This window comes from Flavobacterium panici, from assembly GCF_024499525.1.
Taxonomy (GTDB): domain Bacteria; phylum Bacteroidota; class Bacteroidia; order Flavobacteriales; family Flavobacteriaceae; genus Flavobacterium; species Flavobacterium panici.
This window is the reverse complement of the sequence record NZ_CP100437.1, coordinates 2,430,826-2,449,654: the sequence shown is the minus strand read 5'-3', so window position 1 is coordinate 2,449,654 and position 18,829 is coordinate 2,430,826. Positions and strand designations below refer to the sequence as shown.

16 protein-coding genes are annotated in these 18,829 nt (G+C 34.7%); 14 read left to right on the top strand and 2 right to left on the bottom strand.

The features are described from left to right. The first annotated feature begins 188 nt into the window (after nt 1–188). The 5 genes from kdpB to NLJ00_RS10735 all read left to right on the top strand — a co-directional run bounded on the left by kdpB (nt 189) and on the right by NLJ00_RS10735 (nt 7,561). Complete coding sequence (gene kdpB, locus NLJ00_RS10755; RefSeq protein WP_256637163.1) at nt 189–2,246, top strand: potassium-transporting ATPase subunit KdpB; 2,058 nt, start codon at nt 189–191, stop codon at nt 2,244–2,246. 133 nt (nt 2,247–2,379) lie between these two features. Next, on the top strand, nt 2,380–2,931 hold the full coding sequence (locus NLJ00_RS10750) for a K(+)-transporting ATPase subunit C (protein ID WP_256637162.1): 552 nt from the start codon (nt 2,380–2,382) through the stop codon (nt 2,929–2,931). A 377-nt stretch (nt 2,932–3,308) separates the two neighbouring features. After that, complete coding sequence (locus NLJ00_RS10745; protein WP_256637161.1) at nt 3,309–4,388, top strand: porin; 1,080 nt, start codon at nt 3,309–3,311, stop codon at nt 4,386–4,388. A gap of 218 nt (nt 4,389–4,606) precedes the next feature. Next, complete coding sequence (locus NLJ00_RS10740) at nt 4,607–5,731, top strand: universal stress protein (protein ID WP_053472276.1); 1,125 nt, start codon at nt 4,607–4,609, stop codon at nt 5,729–5,731. Between the two features lie 111 nt (nt 5,732–5,842). Further along, complete coding sequence (locus NLJ00_RS10735) at nt 5,843–7,561, top strand: ATP-binding protein (RefSeq protein WP_256637160.1); 1,719 nt, start codon at nt 5,843–5,845, stop codon at nt 7,559–7,561. Nucleotides 7,562–7,912: 351 nt separating this feature from the next. Here the strand turns inward: NLJ00_RS10735 and NLJ00_RS10730 are convergent, their stop codons facing one another. Further along, nucleotides 7,913–8,686: an XRE family transcriptional regulator gene (locus NLJ00_RS10730; RefSeq protein WP_053472327.1), complete on the bottom strand. Its 774-nt coding sequence runs from the start codon at nt 8,684–8,686 to the stop codon at nt 7,913–7,915. 98 nt (nt 8,687–8,784) lie between these two features. On the opposite strand from NLJ00_RS10730, the gene NLJ00_RS10725 reads away from it, so the two are divergent. The 7 genes from NLJ00_RS10725 (at nt 8,785) to NLJ00_RS10695 (ending at nt 14,708) form a co-directional block, all read left to right on the top strand. Then, nucleotides 8,785–9,234 (top strand): LexA family protein, encoded by a 450-nt coding sequence (locus NLJ00_RS10725; RefSeq protein WP_256637470.1) that lies wholly within the window; start codon nt 8,785–8,787, stop codon nt 9,232–9,234. Between the two features lie 131 nt (nt 9,235–9,365). Then, complete coding sequence (locus NLJ00_RS10720) at nt 9,366–10,625, top strand: Y-family DNA polymerase (protein WP_256637159.1); 1,260 nt, start codon at nt 9,366–9,368, stop codon at nt 10,623–10,625. Between the two features lie 43 nt (nt 10,626–10,668). After that, a complete protein-coding gene (locus tag NLJ00_RS10715) occupies nt 10,669–12,048 on the top strand; it encodes an exonuclease domain-containing protein (RefSeq protein WP_256637158.1) in 1,380 nt (459 codons plus the stop codon). 71 nt (nt 12,049–12,119) lie between these two features. Then, nucleotides 12,120–12,896, top strand: a complete 777-nt coding sequence (xth, locus tag NLJ00_RS10710) for an exodeoxyribonuclease III (RefSeq protein WP_256637157.1) — start codon at nt 12,120–12,122, stop codon at nt 12,894–12,896. Between the two features lie 7 nt (nt 12,897–12,903). Further along, complete coding sequence (locus NLJ00_RS10705; RefSeq protein WP_256637156.1) at nt 12,904–13,530, top strand: alpha-ketoglutarate-dependent dioxygenase AlkB family protein; 627 nt, start codon at nt 12,904–12,906, stop codon at nt 13,528–13,530. A 156-nt stretch (nt 13,531–13,686) separates the two neighbouring features. Next, entirely contained in the window at nt 13,687–14,148 is a 462-nt protein-coding gene (locus NLJ00_RS10700) for a DUF1810 domain-containing protein (RefSeq protein WP_256637155.1), read from the top strand. Between the two features lie 155 nt (nt 14,149–14,303). After that, nucleotides 14,304–14,708, top strand: coding sequence for an MFS transporter (locus NLJ00_RS10695; protein ID WP_256637154.1), 405 nt, complete (start codon nt 14,304–14,306; stop codon nt 14,706–14,708). Between the two features lie 251 nt (nt 14,709–14,959). Here the strand turns inward: NLJ00_RS10695 and NLJ00_RS10690 are convergent, their stop codons facing one another. Then, on the bottom strand, nt 14,960–16,369 hold the full coding sequence (locus NLJ00_RS10690; RefSeq protein ID WP_256637153.1) for an APC family permease: 1,410 nt from the start codon (nt 16,367–16,369) through the stop codon (nt 14,960–14,962). A 288-nt stretch (nt 16,370–16,657) separates the two neighbouring features. On the opposite strand from NLJ00_RS10690, the gene NLJ00_RS10685 reads away from it, so the two are divergent. Continuing rightward, a complete protein-coding gene (locus tag NLJ00_RS10685; RefSeq protein WP_256637152.1) occupies nt 16,658–17,107 on the top strand; it encodes a hypothetical protein in 450 nt (149 codons plus the stop codon). Between the two features lie 19 nt (nt 17,108–17,126). Continuing rightward, on the top strand, nt 17,127–18,827 hold the full coding sequence (locus NLJ00_RS10680; RefSeq protein ID WP_256637151.1) for a hypothetical protein: 1,701 nt from the start codon (nt 17,127–17,129) through the stop codon (nt 18,825–18,827). Nucleotides 18,828–18,829: the final 2 nt, after the last annotated feature.

The window sequence follows — 18,829 nt, the reverse complement described above, 5'->3', positions numbered from 1 at the left end:
TTCGAATAACGATTTTACCATTCGCATTTCAATATAGCCCGTGGTTTCAACCACGGGAAACGAATTGCAGGGACAAAGATTGTGATATACGTTGCGTCCCAACGGTTAAAACCGCTGGCTATGTTCTATAATCTATGTGTTTTTAGCGCATAACATTTAACAAATAACATTTAACTTTTTACAAGAAAATGACAACTAATAAATCCACATCATTGTTTGAAAGTAAACAGGTAAAAGAAGCCTTAGTGCAGTCTTTTGTCAAGCTGAACCCAAAAATGATGATCAAAAATCCGGTAATGTTTACCGTAGAAATTGGAACTGCCATTATGTTTGCCGTTTGTATTTCCATTTTAATGGGAGCAACTGACCAAGGTAGTTTTACTTATAATTTAATTGTGTTTTTAATTTTACTGGCAACACTTTTATTTGCCAATTTCGCCGAAGCAATTGCCGAAGCAAGAGGAAAAGCACAAGCCGACAGTTTACGAAAAACACGTGAAGAAACTCCTGCAAGACAAATTATGCCAAACGGAGAAATTAAAAACATTAGTTCTTCGGCATTGAAAAAAGACGATATTTTCGTTTGCGAAGCTGGTGATTTAATTGCTGCCGATGGTGAAATTATCGAAGGTCTGGCTACAATCGACGAAAGTGCTATCACTGGAGAAAGTGCTCCTGTAATTCGGGAAGCTGGTGGAGATAAATCTTCGGTTACCGGAGGGACAAAAGTATTATCTGATAAAATTAAAGTAAAAGTAACTTCTGAACCTGGCGAAAGCTTTTTAGATAAAATGATTGCTTTAGTTGAAGGTGCAAGCCGTCAGAAAACACCAAACGAAATCGCCTTAACCATTTTATTAGCCGCATTTACTTTAATTTTCGTGATTGTGTGCGTTACGCTAAAACCGTTTGCTGACTATGCCAACGCACCCATCACGATCGCGGCTTTCATTGCTTTGTTTGTTTGTTTAATTCCAACTACAATTGGAGGTTTACTTTCTGCGATTGGTATTGCGGGAATGGACAGAGCGTTGCGTGCTAACGTAATTACAAAATCGGGTAAAGCGGTTGAAACTGCTGGGGATATTGATGTTTTACTTTTGGATAAAACAGGAACCATCACCATTGGAAACAGAAAAGCAACTAATTTTTATCCAACAAAAGGAATCTCTTTAGATGATTTTATTAAATCTGCCGTATTAAGTTCGCTTGCAGATGATACTCCGGAAGGAAAAAGTATTATTGAGTTGAGCAAAACGATCAATTTAAACGGTAAAATGCAGGAAGACATTTCACATTTTACAGATAACATTTCACACACTATAAAATTTACTGCCGAAACCAGAACTTCTGGAGTAGTATTAAAAGACGGAACTAATATTAGAAAAGGTGCTCAGGATGCTGCAAAAAATATTGCGCAACAGGCAGGAAATTCTTTTCCAGAAGATACTGCTCAACAAGTTATCACAATTTCATCGAACGGAGGAACTCCATTGGTTGTGATTAAAAACAATGAAGTTCAAGGTGTTATCGAACTTCAGGATATTATCAAAACCGGAATGAAAGAACGTTTTGAGCGTTTACGCCGAATGGGAATCAAAACGGTAATGGTTACGGGTGATAATCCGCTTACAGCAAAATTTATTGCCGAAGCTGCCGGTGTTGATGATTTCATTGCCGAAGCGAAACCTGAGGATAAAATGAATTACATTAGAAAAGAACAAGCCGAAGGAAGATTGGTTGCCATGATGGGTGACGGAACAAATGATGCTCCTGCCCTTGCTCAGGCGAATGTTGGAGTTGCCATGAACAGCGGAACTCAAGCGGCAAAAGAAGCCGGAAACATGGTCGATCTTGACAATGACCCAACAAAACTAATTGAGATTGTTGAAATTGGAAAACAGCTTTTAATGACTCGAGGTACTTTAACTACTTTTTCTATTGCAAATGACGTTGCGAAATATTTTGCTATTGTTCCTGCTCTTTTTATTACTGCGATTCCTGCGCTTCAGGGTTTAAACATCATGCATTTGCACAGTCCGGAAAGCGCGATTTTATCAGCTGTAATTTTCAACGCGATTATCATTCCAATTTTGATTCCGCTTGCGCTGAAAGGTGTTGATTATCGACCAATTGGAGCTAGTGCCATCCTTAAAAGAAACCTGTTGATTTATGGTTTAGGTGGTCTAATTGTTCCTTTTATCGGAATTAAAGTAATTGATTTGCTAGTAGCTCTTTTTATGTAAAAATCAAACCTGACAGGTTTTAAAAACCTGTCAGGATCACAAAAACTCAATTAAAAACATAGACTTTAAACTATAAGCTTTTAAGAAAAAACTTAGAACCTTAGCATCTTAGAGTCTTAGAATCTCAAAAGAAATGAAAAATCTATTTTCACTATTAAAACTTACCGTATTTACTTTGATTTTGTTTGCGGTTATTTATCCTTTAGCGATTTATGGAATCGCACAATTCGCTTCAAATCAAGGAAAAGGAGAAACTATTTCGGTTAACGGAAAAGTTGTTGGTTATCAAAAAATTGGTCAAAAGTTCGATAAGTCAAATTATTTCTGGGGAAGACCTTCGGCTGTTGATTATAATGCTGCCGGAAGTGCCGGAAGCAACAAAGGCCCAAGCAATGCCGATTATTTGGCTTTGGTTCAAAAAAGAATTGATACGCTTTTATTGGTTCATCCGTACTTGAAAAAATCTGATATTCCCTCAGATATGGTTACGGCTTCAGGAAGTGGTTTAGATCCTAATATTTCTCCGCAAGGGGCGCTGATTCAGGTAAAACGTATTGCTAAAGAAAGAAAGCTGGATGAAACTAAAGTTAAAGCTTTGGTTTCATCTAAAATTAATACGGCTGTTGTTGGTCCTGAAACTGTGAATGTTTTGGAATTGAATGTTGCGCTTGATCAGTTGAAATAATACGCTTTATAAACCTGTCGGGTTTGACAACGGATATTCAGTAATTCTTGTCATTCCGAGGAACGAGGAATCTCCACGAGTAGCTCGACAAAGATTGGCGAATTTCTATACGGAGTTTCTTGCGCAGATTGCTTCGCCAGTTCGCTATCGCTCGTGTTCTCGTTCCTCGGAATGACAAACAGAACGTGAACTTAAAATTAAATACCTACAAGGTTTTAAAAACCTTGTAGGAAACAAAAACGCCTTTTTACCCCAAATGCCCTAGCCCCGATAGTAGTGGAAATCCTTTTGTACCGGGGTTCGGTACAAAAGATTGAAACGGATAGCGGGATTAGCTCCTAAAAAATCTACTTAATAAATAATTGAATACCACAAAAATGAAAAAAATAATACTTACTGCTTTAATCGCTTTTGGTTTTAGCAATTTACATGCACAAGAAGAATCAAAAAGTCCGTTTACGTTTTCAGGATATTTAGACGCTTATTATAGTTATGATTTTGCAAAACCGGAAGATCATACGCGCCCGGAATTTTTTTACAGTTATAATAAAAGTAACGAGGTAAACCTGAATTTAGGTATGGCAAAAGTGAATTATTCGAAAGAAAATATTCGAGGGAATTTTGCCTTAATGGCGGGAACTTATGCCGAATATAATATGGCTGCCGAACAAGGTTTATTAAAAAATGTTTACGAGGCGAATGTTGGTGTAAAGATTTCAAAAAAACATAATTTATGGATTGATGCCGGAATCATGCCGTCGCATATTGGTTTTGAAAGTGCGATTGGAAAAGACTGTCAGACTTTAACGAGAAGTATTCTGGCTGAGAATTCTCCTTATTATGAAACGGGAGTTAAAATTGGTTATACGTCTGAATCTGGAAAATGGTATTTGGCAGGAATGTATTTAAACGGCTGGCAGAGAATTGAGAAAGTTGAAGGAAACCAAACGCCTGCTTTTGGAACTCAGGTTACATACAAACCGTCTGATAAAGTGGTTTTAAACTGGAGTACTTATGTAGGAAATGAACAGCCGGATATTGACAAAAAATGGCGTTATTTTAATAATTTTTACGGACAATTTAAAGTAACAGAGAAAACAAACGTAACAGCTGGTTTTGATGTTGGATCTCAGCAATCGGCTAAAAATAGTAACAAATACGACACTTGGTTTTCGCCAGTTTTGATTCTGCAATACAAACTAGTTGATAAAATTCAGCTTGCAGTAAGAGGAGAATATTACAGTGATGAAAAAGGTGTAATTATCGCAACTGAAACGCCAAATGGTTTTAAAACTTATGGATTTTCAGCTAACTTTGATTACTTAGTTACTGATAATGTTATGTTTAGAATTGAAGCCAGAAATCTTTCAAGTAAAGACGAAATCTTCACAAATAAAGACAATCTTCCAACGGATACGAATACGTTTGTAACGACTTCGCTGGCGATTAGTTTTTAGAAGAGTATTTCTTGCCACAGATTACACAGATTAAAGGGATTTTTTTAATGTCTTTGTGTAGATTTATTTGCCACGAATTACACAAATTTTCACAAATTTTTTTTTAATATAATTCGTGCAAATTTGTGTAATTCGTGGCTAAAAAAAAATCCTTCTAATCTGTATAATCTGTGGCTTAAAAAAAAACTTTGTGACTTAGCGCCTTCGTGGCAAAAAATATGGAAAACGAAAATAATAATGCACAGCACTTTCTCGATTTAATTCAGAAATCACGAAAGGGAAAGTTCAAAATCTACATTGGAATGAGTGCCGGTGTGGGTAAAACTTTTCGTATGCTTCAGGAAGCGCATTCGTTATTGAAAAACGGAATTGATGTAAAAATTGGCTACATCGAAACGCACATGCGGAAGGAAACGCATGAATTATTAGCGGGTTTGCCTATAATTCCGAGACGGACTATTTTTTATAAAGGAAAAGAACTCGAAGAATTAGATGTTCAGGCGATTATCAACCTTCGTCCAGAAGTGGTTATTGTTGATGAATTAGCGCACACGAATGTTGAGGGAAGCAAAAATGAAAAACGCTGGCAGGATGTTTTAGAAATTCTGGAAGCTGGAATTAATGTCATTTCGGCGGTAAATATTCAGCATATTGAAAGTTTAAATGAAGATGTGAAACGCATTACCAATATCGATGTTCAGGAACGTATTCCGGATAATGTTTTACGATTGGCAGATGAAGTCGTGAATATCGATTTAACATCTGAAGATTTGATTGCGCGTTTGAAAGAAGGAAAAATTTATACTCCGGATAAAATTCAGACGGCTTTAACGAACTTTTTTAAATCGGAACAGATTTTACAACTTCGAGAACTAGCTTTGAAAGAAGTAGCGAGTCAGGTCGTTCGAAAAGTTGAAAATGAAGTTCCGAATCTTCATGCTTTACGACATGAAAAATTGCTGGCTTGCATTAGCAGTAATGATAAAACGGCTAAAATTGTGATTAGGAAAGCAGCCCGACTGGCAAGTTATTATAACGGATCTTGGTATGTTTTGTATGTGGAAACTCCGCAGGAAAGCAGTACAAAAATTGCTTTGGATAAACAGCGACATTTAATTAATAATTTTAAACTCGCTGTACAATTAGGCGCAGAAGTTATTAAACTGGAAAACAAAAATATTGCCGATGCAATTTTGATTACCGCAGAAGAAAAACAAATTACAACTGTCTGCATAGGAAAACCGCATTTGAATTTATTTAAAGTAATTTTGTCTACAACAATTTTTAGGCGTTTGCTAAATAAACTGTCTTTATCAAATGTAGATCTTGTTATCCTGTCATGAAAAAATATTAAACCATATAAGTAATATAAGTTCATTTAAAAAGAATGCTTAATCAGCTGTACTTACATTTTCTTATATTACTTATATGGTTCAAAAAAAATGTTTTATAAAATGAGAATTAAAACCAAATTGAATCTGGGAGTTGGATTATTATTTTTAATGATTATTATACTTTCGTTAGTGAGTGGTTATTCTGTTTTTTTGATAAAAGCAGACACAGAGAATATTCTGAAAGCAAATTATAATACGCTGGAATATTCTCGAAATATGATTTTGTCTTTGGATGAAATTAAAGCGAGCCCTGATAGTAAGATTCATGTTTTCAAGGAATATCTTGAAAAACAAACACAAAATGTTACCGAACCAGGAGAAAAAGAAGCAACTGCCAGTCTTGAAAAAAGTTTTGCTCTTTTAGAGAAAAACGGCTCTAATGAAGCTTTAAAAACACAAGTTAGACAGGACATTTTCACTATTATGAAATTGAATCTGGATGCCATAAAACAGAAAAGCGATATCGCCAAACATACCGCCGAAAATGCTAATTTATGGATTGCTATTGTAGGAACTTTATGTTTTTTAATTGCTTTTAATTTACTGATTAACCTGCCTAATAATATTGCCAATCCAATCAAGGAATTGACGCTGAGTATTAAGGAAATTGCCAATAAAAATTATTCAGAGCGTGTTCACTTTACAAGTCATAGCGAATTTGGAGATTTGGCTAAATCGTTTAATACGATGGCACAGAAACTTCAGGAATATAACGACAGTAATTTGTATAAACTCTTTTTCGAAAAGAAACGACTGGAAACTTTAATCAATAATATGAACGATCCTATTATTGGTCTGGATAATGAAGGAATTGTTTTGTTTGCCAATGATGAAGCGTTGAAAATTATCGGTTTGAAACTGGAAGACGTTATCGGAAAATTGGCTTCTACTCTAGCCTTGTCAAATGATTTGATTCGTTCTTTAATTTTAAAAGATGATGTAGATTCTCCTAAAAAGCAACCGCTTAAAATTTATGCGCACGGAAAAGAAAGTTATTTTGAAAAAGAAATCCTGAATATTACCATAATTCCAACCGGTGAAGAAAAAGAAATTAATATTGGCGATGTTATTATTCTGAGAAACATTACACTTTTTAAAGAACTTGATTTTGCCAAAACCAATTTTATTGCAACGGTTTCGCACGAATTAAAAACACCTATTGCGTCTATAAAATTAAGTCTTCAATTGCTTGAAAACAATAAAACAGGTGACATGAACGATGACCAAAAACAATTGGTAGAAAGTATAAAAGATGACAGTCAGCGCTTATTGAAAATCACGGGTGAATTACTTAATCTATCGCAATTAGAAACGGGAAATATTCAGCTGAATATCGAAAAAAGCAATCCGCATGAAATTGTAAATTATGCTGTTGAAGCCGTAAAAGTTCAGGCTGATCAAAAACAAATAAACCTTTTAATTGATGCTGATGAAAATCTGCAAGACGTAAAAGCAGACAGCGAAAAAACAGGCTGGGTTTTGATTAATTATTTGTCGAATGCGATTCGGTATTCTTCTGAAAAAAGCACAATTATCATCAAATTAAAAAAAGAAAATAATCAAATCGTATTTCAGGTTATCGACACCGGAAAAGGAATTGATACAAGATATAAAGACAAAGTTTTTGATAAGTATTTTCAAGTTCCGGGAAGTCAGAAATCCGGAACGGGATTGGGTTTAGCTATAAGTAAAGAATTTATTGAAGCTCAAAATGGAAGTGTTGGTGTAGAAAGTAATTTAGGATTGGGAAGTACGTTTTGGTTTTCGTTGAAGGTTTAGATTTTTTTTGCCACAGATTTCACAGATTAGAAGGATTTTTGAATGACTTTATATTGTTGGTTTGCCACGAATTGCACTAATTTTCACGAATTATATTAAAAAAGAGCCGTAGGCTCGGTTCATATTGTAGGGCTGGATTTCAATCCAGTCTATTAATAAGAATAGAGGCTACGGCTCTTTTGAATTGTGGATATTTTTTTAAACCGGATTGAAATCCAGCCCTACAATATGAACCGTCCCTTCGGGACTTAAAAATTGTGGAAAATTATTCCTTTGGAATTTTAGAAAACAGATTTAATGTTTTTTTTATCTAATTACGATTGTTAGTCTGAGCGAAGTTGAAGACCTTTTTTACGTATTTGATGTATTATTCTTAATCTCCCTAACCTCTCTTTTCAATTCTAAAAGCAAATCTTTCATTGCTCCCGTTTCTGTGATTTCTTGTTTTTTATCCGAACGGCCAATATTACATTCGTATTCCCAAATCTCCAAAATATCAGAAGCTTTCACTTCATAATTTGGATAAAAACTATTATCTGATTCTAAAACCAAGGCGTTCTTTTTGTTTTTATTGAGACGTTTATAAACCATTCCTTCATTCTTAGTGATAAGAATATAGGTTTTACCATCCATCACCTCTCCCAGCTTTTCCACATAACGGCCAATAATAATAGAACCATCTTCGTGTGGAGGCATTGAATCACCTTCAACAGGAAATCCGCGATGTTTTCCTGGTCCTAAAAAAGGAAGCGTAATCTGCTGTAAACTTTCAATATATTCCGGATCAGCATATCCGTTTAGATAACCTGCTTTTGCTTTTTGAGATACAATTTCAATAAAGTTTTCTCCAAAACTATCCACTTGAATAGGTAAAATAAGTCGATTTCCTTCCAGTTTTATCAAATTTTGCACATCAATTTTGCGTATATCGACAGATAATATCAAGTCAATACTCATATGAAAATATAAGGCAATTTTCTTTAAAATGTCATACGGTGCTTCCGAAGTTCCATCTTCGTATTTAACGTATCTTCCTCTGGTAATACTAAGGTTCTCAGCTAATTTCTCCTGCGATATTTTATGCTTAACCCTTAATGCTCTGATGTTGTCTGAAAATAAGGACATAATTAATTTGTTATAATTTGGAACAGCAAATATATAAAAAAATGTTATCAACTGTACTAATTTTGCTTTATACAAAAAAACATTTTTTTGAAGTGATTATGAAATTGAGCAATATAAATACCACAAAATCAATAGAATTGTACATTCCGGATGTAAGTTCAAAAGTAAAACTACCTTTTTTTGACGTTGGTATCAGCGCAGGTTTTCCTTCGCCTGCTGATGACTTTATCGAATTATCGATTGATCTCAACAAAGAATTCATCAAACATAAATACACTACTTATTTTGCACGGGTTAAAGGACATTCTATGAAAAATGTCGGTATCAATGATGGTGATTTATTGATTATTGATAAAAGTCTGGAGCCTCAAAATAATAAAATTGCCGTCTGCCAAATCGATGGTGAATTTACTGTAAAACGTATCAAAATAGAAAAAGACATTATTTGGCTTATTGCCGAAAATGAAGATTATCAGCCTATAAAAGTAACCCCGGAAAATAATTTTGTGATTTGGGGAATTGTGGTTCATTGTATTAAAACTTTTTAAGTTGAATGTCACGCTGAGCGAAGTCGATTGTCAGTCTGAGCGAAGTCGAAGACCTTTATACGATGAATCCCTTCGACTTCGCTCAGGGTGACAGAACAGAAATAGAAATAAAAAAAAAACACATTTAGAAAATGTTTGCTTTAGTCGATTGTAACAATTTTTATGCTTCTTGCCAAAGAGTATTTGAACCACATTTAAGAGGAAAACCTATTGTTATTCTTTCTAATAATGATGGTTGTGTTATTTCGCGTTCTGATGAAGCTAAAGCTCTGGGTATACCAATGGCTATCCCAGCTTTTAAGTATGAATCTGTTTTTAAAGAAAAAAACATTTTTGTTTATTCTTCAAATTATCCGTTGTACGGCGATATGAGCAATCGGGTAATGAACCTGCTTCAAACTTATACGCCCGAAATTGAGATTTACAGTATTGATGAAGCTTTCCTGAAATTTTCGGGTTACGATTTATTTGACCTGAATACACTGGGTTTAAAAATGCGTAAAGAAGTCACGCAAGGAACAGGAATTCCGGTTAGTATAGGTTTTGCACCTACGAAAGCTTTGGCTAAAGTAGCGAATAAAATTGCCCGAAAATTTGCAGATCGTACACAGGGTGTTTATTGTATTGATTCTGAAGAAAAAAGAATTAAAGCATTAAAATGGACAAAAATTGAAGACGTTTGGGGAATTGGAAGAAAACATGCTAAACGTCTTAAATTAAAAAAAATAATCACGGCCTATGATTTTACGCAGTTTCCAGACGCCTGGGTAAGAAAAGAAATGTCTGTAGTGGGACTTCGGCTAAAACATGAATTAGAAGGGAAATCAACTTTGGATTTAGAAGAGAGAGCAGACCGTAAAATGATTGCGACTACGAGATCTTTTGAAAAAAGGTATACTACTTTTGAAGAAATCTCGGAACGAATCAGCACATTTACAGCTTCTTGCGCTGAAAAATTAAGACGTCAGGAGTGTCATTGCAATATGGTAACTGTATTTATCCAGACGAGTTTTATAAAGAATGAAGAATCACAATATTCACGAAGTATTACCATCACTACTGATTTTCCAACTAATTCGACAATAGAACTTAATGAGGCTGCACAAAAAGGTTTTAAAGCTATTTTTAAAAAGGGTTATCGTTATAAAAAAGCGGGTGTAATTGTAATGGGGTTAACGCCAAATAGTGAAACGCAGCTTAATTTATTCGAAACTTCAAATCCTAAGCATCAGCCTTTAATGAGTGTAATTGATAAAATGAATCAGAGTTACGGTAATAATAAAATTAAATTCGGTGTACAGTCGTTGGGACGGCAATGGAAAATGAAGCAGAACAGATTATCTCCTAAGTTTTCTACTTCACTCAAGGATGCTATTACGGTTAAAGTTTAAATGTAAACAACAGAAAAACAATCGGTTTTACGTTATAAAAAAGATGAAAAATACGGAATATGCCATAGTCGATATTGAAACCACAGGCGGAAATGCCAGTGGCAGCCGCATTACAGAAATTGCCATTATTATTCATGATGGCAAAAATGTACTTGATCGTTATGAAACACTCGTTAATCCGGAACAGGACATTCCTCCTTCTATTTTTGGATTAACCGGTATTAATAACGAAATGGTGGCCAATGCGCCTATTTTCGATGATATTTCAGAGAAAGTATTAGAAATGCTTACTGATCGTGTTTTTGTTGCTCATAATGTCAACTTCGATTATTCATTTGTTCATCATCAACTTGAAAAAGCAGGTTTTAAATGGTCTGCAAAAAAACTTTGTACCGTTCGTGCAGCCCGAAAAATCAAACCGGGTTTAGGCTCTTACAGTTTAGGAAATCTATGCAATTCCTTAAACATAGGTTTAGAAAACAGGCACCGTGCGGGCGGAGATGCAGATGCAACAGCTATTTTATTTCAGCTTTTACTGGAATGGGACGATGCAGGAGAAATCGACAAAATGATCAAAAAAACGGCCCAGGATCAGCGTTTACCGCCAAATCTTCCGCCAGATGATTTCAATAATTTACCCGAAAAACCCGGCGTATATTATTTTTATAATCAGCAGAAAAAAGTGATTTATGTAGGGAAAGCTATCAACGTAAAAAAACGTGTCGCTTCTCATTTCAGCGGTAATAATATTAACCCGCAAAGGCAGCACTTTTTAAGGGATATTCACGGAATTTCCTTTGAAATCTGCGGTACTGAATTAATGGCGCTTTTATTAGAATGCACCGAAATCAAAAAACTCTGGCCAACTTACAACAGGGCCTTAAAACGCTTTGAAGCAAAATTTGGAATTTATCAGTATGAAGCCCGAAATGGTTATAAATATCTGGCCATTGGAAAAGTAAGCAAATTTCAGATCTGTATTCATGAATTTAACAGCCAATATGATGGAATTAATTTACTGCGAAGTCTGGCAGAACAGTTTGAAATCGATCATAGATTCTGCAAATATACAAGACCTGAAGAAGGAGAACTTTTTCAAAATAATGAAGTAAAAGATCTGCCTGATGTTGTACTTCATAACGAGCAAGTTGATAATGCTATTGATTTTTTATTGACCAACAGACCCACTTTTGCGATTATTGACAAAGGAAGATCTAAAGACGAAAGAAGTTGCATTTGGATTGAAAACGGACATTTTCATGGCATGGGATATATTCCGTCAGATGTCTCTATTCATGATCCGTTAGAAGTAAAAAACTATACGGAGCCTTATAAAAGCAATCAATATATTGAACATTTGATTTTTGCTTACGCAGAAAAATATCCGGGTAAAGTGTTCTTTAACAAGCAGTTCCTGAAATAAGAATATTAAATTAATCTCGATTAAATGCTTAATAATCAGTAAATTTAATAATACAACTAATTAAATGTACCATGAAAATAGCAACATATAACGTAAACGGAATCAACGGTCGCCTGCCTGTATTATTACGCTGGCTTGATGAAGCTGCTCCAGATATTGTCTGCCTGCAGGAATTAAAAGCACCGCAGGATAATTTTCCGCTTAAGGCGATTAATGATGCCGGTTACAACGCGATTTGGCACGGACAAAAACAATGGAACGGCGTTGCAATTCTTGCCCGAAATATGGAAATTGAAGAAGTAACACGCATTCTACCGGGAGATGATGAAGATGTTCAGAGCCGTTATATCGAAGCTTTGATTAATGGAATCGTGATCGCCTGCCTTTATCTTCCAAACGGAAATCCTTGGCCGGGACCCAAATTTGAATATAAGCTAAAATGGTTTGATCGTCTTGCTGATCGCGCAGCTACTTTACTTAGTTTAAAAGTTCCTGTAATAATCGTTGGTGATTTTAATGTTATGCCAACAGAACTGGATGTTTACAAACCTGAAAAATGGGTTAATGATGCTCTTTTCAGACCCGAAGTTCGAAAAGCTTTTGCGTCTATAGTTTCGCTAGGTTGGACAGATGCGATTCGGAAATTATATCCTGACGAGAAAATTTACACTTTTTGGGATTATTTTAGAAATGCTTACGAGCGGGATGCCGGTTTAAGGATTGATCATTTTTTACTGAGTCCGCAAATAACTTCAGCATTACGTTCGGGTGGTGTTGACCGTCATGTGCGAGGCTGGGAAAAAACAAGCGATCATGCTCCTGTTTGGATTGAAATTGACAAAAAATAAATGGAAAATGACATTATTTAACGACACCGAATTATTTACCGCAGGTTTGGCAGGAAAAAAAGTATTTGACATCCCTGATTCTGAATTGATTTTGATTGATAATTTCTTCACCAAAGAAGAATCTGATCGTTTTTATGAAAGACTGCTTCGCAAAACGAAATGGAGAGAATATGAAATGGAAATTTACGATAAAACCTATACAGTTCCCAGAATGATCGCCTGGTATGAGGACAAAGATAATCCCGGAGCAGACCCAAAAGGACCCGACTGGAATTATGAATTACTGACTATTAGAGGTCGTGTAGAAAAAGAAACACAGCTGGATTTTAATACCGTTTTACTTAATTTATACCGAGATGGAAATGACGGGGTGGGCTGGCACAGCGACAAAGAACACAATACGGGTCCAAATCCGGTTATTGCTTCGGTGACTTTTGGAGAGACCAGAATGTTCAGGCTTCGTCATAAATTCAACAAAGAAATTCCGCAGGTCGAAATTCCGCTGCATCATGGATCTTTTTTACTGATGGCGGGAACCACAAATAGTTTTTGGCAGCATCAGGTTCCTAAAACAGCTCGCAAAGTTTTACCAAGAATCAATCTTACTTTTAGGCAAACCAAACGTAGTGTATGATTTATAAACAATTCAAAATGAGTTTTTTCACCATTTAATAACGATGAGGAAAATTCTGTCGAAAAAAGTTAAAATACTGATTGTATGAAGGTTTTATTAGGCAGACCCTTTCTTTTTTACTAGTTTTGCAACCCTTTTTTAAAATATAATACCAAAATGGCTTATTCAAACAATGATTTATCGCGTTTCTTAGATGCGCAAAATAAACTTTATCTTACTGCCCTTGCTGAGATCAAAAAAGGGAAAAAAGAAACGCACTGGATGTGGTTTATTTTTCCTCAGATTAAGGGATTGGGCACGAGCGATACTGCAAATCTTTATGCGATTGCCGATCTAAAAGAAGCTTCAGAATTTTTGGAGCATCCTATTTTAGGAAAACATCTTATTGAAATTTCTGAAATTTTATTGACTTTTAAAAGAAAATCAGCTGACGGAATTTTGGGTGATTTAGATGCTAGAAAATTACGTTCTTCGATGACTCTTTTTTCAATGACCGAAAATACGAATCCAATATTTCAGGAAGTTTTAGATGCTTTTTTCTCCGGAGAATCAGACCCGCTTACAATATCTATTATTAATTCAACTATAAAATCATCTACTGAAGCTGTAACTATATAATTTATAACATTCATAGATTTTTTACGTATAAAGGCACTGCATAATGCAGCGCCTTTTTTGGTTTTTATTTATCACGGTTTTTCATCAAAACACGAAAAACATAAAGTTTTATATTTATATTCTATTTAGTTTTACCTTACATAAAAAACCAAATCATGACCGAAAAAATCAAAACCCTTCAAATTATTCACCTTGCCGTTTGTGCAGCAACAATTGTCGCTTATTTCTTTTTAGGTGAACTTTCTGTCGAAAAATTAAATATTCCTCATATTGATTCATCATCATTAGTTTATGTTTTTATTCCCGTTTTAGCTTTTGTTTTGAGTACTTTTTTATTTAAATCGCAATTAAAACAAATTGACCCAAAACTAAAAACCGAAGACAAATTACCCATTTATCAGACAGCATCAATAATGCGATGGGCAGTTTTAGAAGGTGCTGCTTTTTTAATCTTATTTCTAAAACCTGATTTCGTATTATTCGGAATCCTTATTATCATATATCTTATTTTCCTAAGACCAACAGAAGAAAGAATCAATAACGATTTAAAAGGACTTTAATTCTTAATTTTGCTCACGGATTTTACGGATTAAACAGGTTTTCACTGGTTATTATTTTTGAATCGGATAATAAAAAAAGACGGCGTGAACCCGTTTAATCCGTAAAATCCGTGGGCACATTCATCAAACTTTTTGAAGAATTTTATTTTTGATTATAAACTTGCTGTACAAAAAAGCGCCTTGATATTATCAAGGCGCTTTTATTATTTATAAAGTTTGAAACTTGAAACCTCAAACTTGAAACAAATTTTTTACTCTTTCGGTTTTGTTAAGTAATAAACTGGAATTCCTGTTACCAAAATTAAAACTCCCCAACCGCAGGTTGAGAATTTTGTGATTAATAATGAAACACAAATTGCCGCTGCGATAATGATGTATAACATTGGTAAAAATGGATATCCGAAAGCTTTATAAGGTCTTTCTGCGTCGGGCATTTTTTTACGCAAAATAAAGATTCCGTAGATTGTTAAAATGTAGAAAATCAAAACAATGATGATTACGAAATCTAATAAATCACCGTATTTTCCAGTCAAACACAAAGCCGAAGCCCAGATACATTGTGCCCAAAGCGCCCAAGCAGGAACACTTGATTCGTTTAAAACAGCAGCTTTTTTAAAGAATAAACCGTCTTTTGCCATTGTGTAATAAACTCTTGCACCAGCCATAATTAATCCGTTGTTGCAGGCAAAAGTCGAAATCATAATCATGATTGCAATAATCAACGTTCCAATATTTCCGAAAATATATTGTGAAGCGACAACTGCCACACGATCAGATTTTGCTGTTGCGATTTCGTCTAACGGAATTACAGCCAAATACATAATATTCGTTAAAACATAAATAATCGTTACAATAAAAGTTCCTAGAAATAAACTGAAACCTACATTACGTTTTGGGTTTTTAATTTCACCGGCAATAAAAGTAACACCGTTCCAGGCATCACTTGAAAATAAAGATCCAACCATCGCGGCAGAAATTCCTGTAATTAAAGCTGTTCCGCCTATTGGCAGCCAAGAACCTGTTTCTTTATTAAACGAACGTGTATTCCATGCATCAGCCCAGTTGGCATCCCAAACCGAAGCTTTTGCTGCAAGCGTTAATCCAAAAACAATTAATCCCAGCAATGATAAAATTTTGATAATCGTAAGAACGGTTTGAAGAATTTTTCCGTTTTTAACCCCGCGGCTATTAATATAAGTCAGTAAAATAATCGTGAAAATCGATACTAACTGCGCAGCATTGAGTTTGAATGAACCAATTTCATAAAGTATATTTTCATCACTCAATGGTTCGTATAAATAAGCAGCAAATTTTGAGAAAGCAACTCCAACCGCTGCAATTGTTCCGGTTTGAATTACGGCGAAAAAACTCCAGCCGTACAAAAAGGCAATTAATTTGTTGTAAGCTTCTTTTAAGTACACATATTGTCCTCCAGCTTTTGGGAACATGGCACTTAATTCGCCATAACTTACGGCCGCAATAATGGTAATTAATCCTGAAATCAGCCAAATTAAAGTAAGCCATCCGGCAGATCCTACTTGTCTGGCGATATCGGCACTTACAATAAATATTCCAGATCCAATCATAGAACCCACTACAAGCATGGTTCCGTCTAATAATCCTAGTTCTCTTTTAAAGTGTTCTTGGTTTTCTTCTTGCATTTTTTTGGTTTTTGGGTTGGTTAAAGATATACTTTTTTCTGAAATTTTAGATTTTCTGTTATAAATTTTAGGTTATTAAAAATATTTTGGGCATATCCCTCCGGGTCGGGCTATCCACTTTATCTTTTATGGTGAACCCCACCATAAAAGGATACCGTTTCTATCCCTTACGCAAACTTTTCCATAAGAACTTTTTCGAATAAAACTTCAATTACGGTTTTCCATAAAATATAACTTTTCGGACTATTTACATTTGAAAATCGAAAACTTAAAAAAATCAATAATAACATGGCTAGAATCATTTTACAAAACGACAATATAAATTTTAGCACAGATAAACAAACCATAACAAATGGCTTCATTAGCGATCGTGATCTTTTAAAAAAACGTTCAAAAAAATATCTTGATCTTATTGCCGGGTTAGATGCCAAAACATTGACTGAAACAAAAGGAATGGATGAGCTTATAAAAGCTATTCAGGAAGAATTTGGCACAGCTGAACTTTCTAATTTACCATTGGGAATTCTTTCTAAATGTTTCTTAGGACATCCGTATGAAGTACACACATTGGACTTAAGCGGAAGTCAAATCATCAGGCATTACAACATTACCGAAACAATGGAAGCTGAATTCGAAAAAGCACGATCTGTTGCGAAACATAATGCTTATGCTATGGTTGAAATTTATAAAGACAAAATCATTTTAATCCGAGAAGACGGAACAGCAACAAAACTATAACATCAATAAACAAATAACTATGTCTCAACAAGTAATCTCATATGCAGACCTTTCGATTATAAATAGTGCGTTAAGGTCAATTAGTTCAGATATGAAAGGAGTTCATTCTGAATTAGGAACATTAAATTTCAAACAAGATCAATTAGAAAGTGAGTTGGTAAAACTAGCTGATTCCTTTGCTGATTTTGTCGAAGCAGATATAAAACACAAATCATTACAGCTTGCAGAAACCCGCCAAGGAAATTTAAAACAAGACCTGCAAATCAAATTTGGTTATTATGCCGAAGTTCGAAGAATGGCAACAGGTATACTACAAGGTATTGATACAGGTGTAATAGGCGAAGATACTTTAAGATTTACAACCGAAGAAGTAATGATAAAAGCACCTGGATATTGGTTAGCACCTGCTTTAGTTTCTTTAACTGCCTGGATACGAAACGACAAAAGCATAACTGAAAAAGCTTTAAATGAAGCTTTAAAAAGAGATGATTACAAAACTACACTTTTCTTTATGATGGTCATGCGAAGATTGACAAGAAATGATGCAAGTTTGAAATGGCTTGAACGCTATTTTATGCATCAAAACCCACATAATCTTGATAGAGAATTTATCATCATTCTTGAAGCAGTTACTACAGGAGTATTCCCGCCAGCTGCAAGACAACTAATGATGGTGAACGTTAAAAACTGGCTTGACCAGCTTACACAAGGTGATCAATTTATAAATGAGCAAAAATCGCAATGGGTTAATTTTTTTGTTGCATTAGGTCCTTTATCTGAAGGCAAATATCCTTTATTAGAAAAATTTTCCAGCAATTGGAATTCACTTGAAAATTCCTTGAAAGAAGCCAAAACACATGATATTTTAAATACACATTTTAAAAATATCATTTCTTCTTCTGCTGATTTTTCAAAAGGGATTAAGGTACAATTAGATGAAATTTTATCTCTGCTTGTTACCAACTTTGATGATGAAGAGCTGCCATTACAAGAGCAAGTAAGGCTAAATCAACTTATTATTCAAATGGATGGAGACAAAAATGCTGCCCAATCTTTAATGGATGCTGAAAAACATATTTTTGATGAAAAGGTAGATTTTTTACAACTTTTGACAAATGCATCCTTTAATCCTGAATTGTCCGGAGCAACTAAAGTGACACAGGCTCTCGCAGTTTCAATAAGTCAGCCTTGGATATTAGAAGCATACGACACCTTTACTGCTCAAAGTAGAAATAACATTCCTCAGTACATTGAACTTTCAATTGATGATTTTAAAGCTTCTACAAAAGATGGAAGCGAAGAAAATGAACTTTTAAAAGAACAAGAATCTTATTATGATAAAATTTTAGAAACAGAATTAGGCAAAATCTCTTTTCCTTATGCGGCTGTAATCATTGGAATATTAATTTGTTTTCTTGGCTTATGGGCTTTTAGTCTTCATGTAATAGTTGGAATTCTAGGTTGTGGAATTGGCGGCGTTATAATCTGGAATTCGGTTTCCACATACAAGAAAGCCAAAAATAGAGTTATTGAAAACGTAGAAGAGCGAAAACAAAAAGCAAAAGAAGTTTTAAGAGGCTGTATTGCCGAAACGGTTGACTATAGAATAGAACACGCTTCAGAAGACAATAAGGCAGAACAAGTAAGAGATCTTATTTCATCCATTACTCCAGAAGATTTTTCAAGTATATCACACGAAACAGCAAGAAGCATTATTTAATT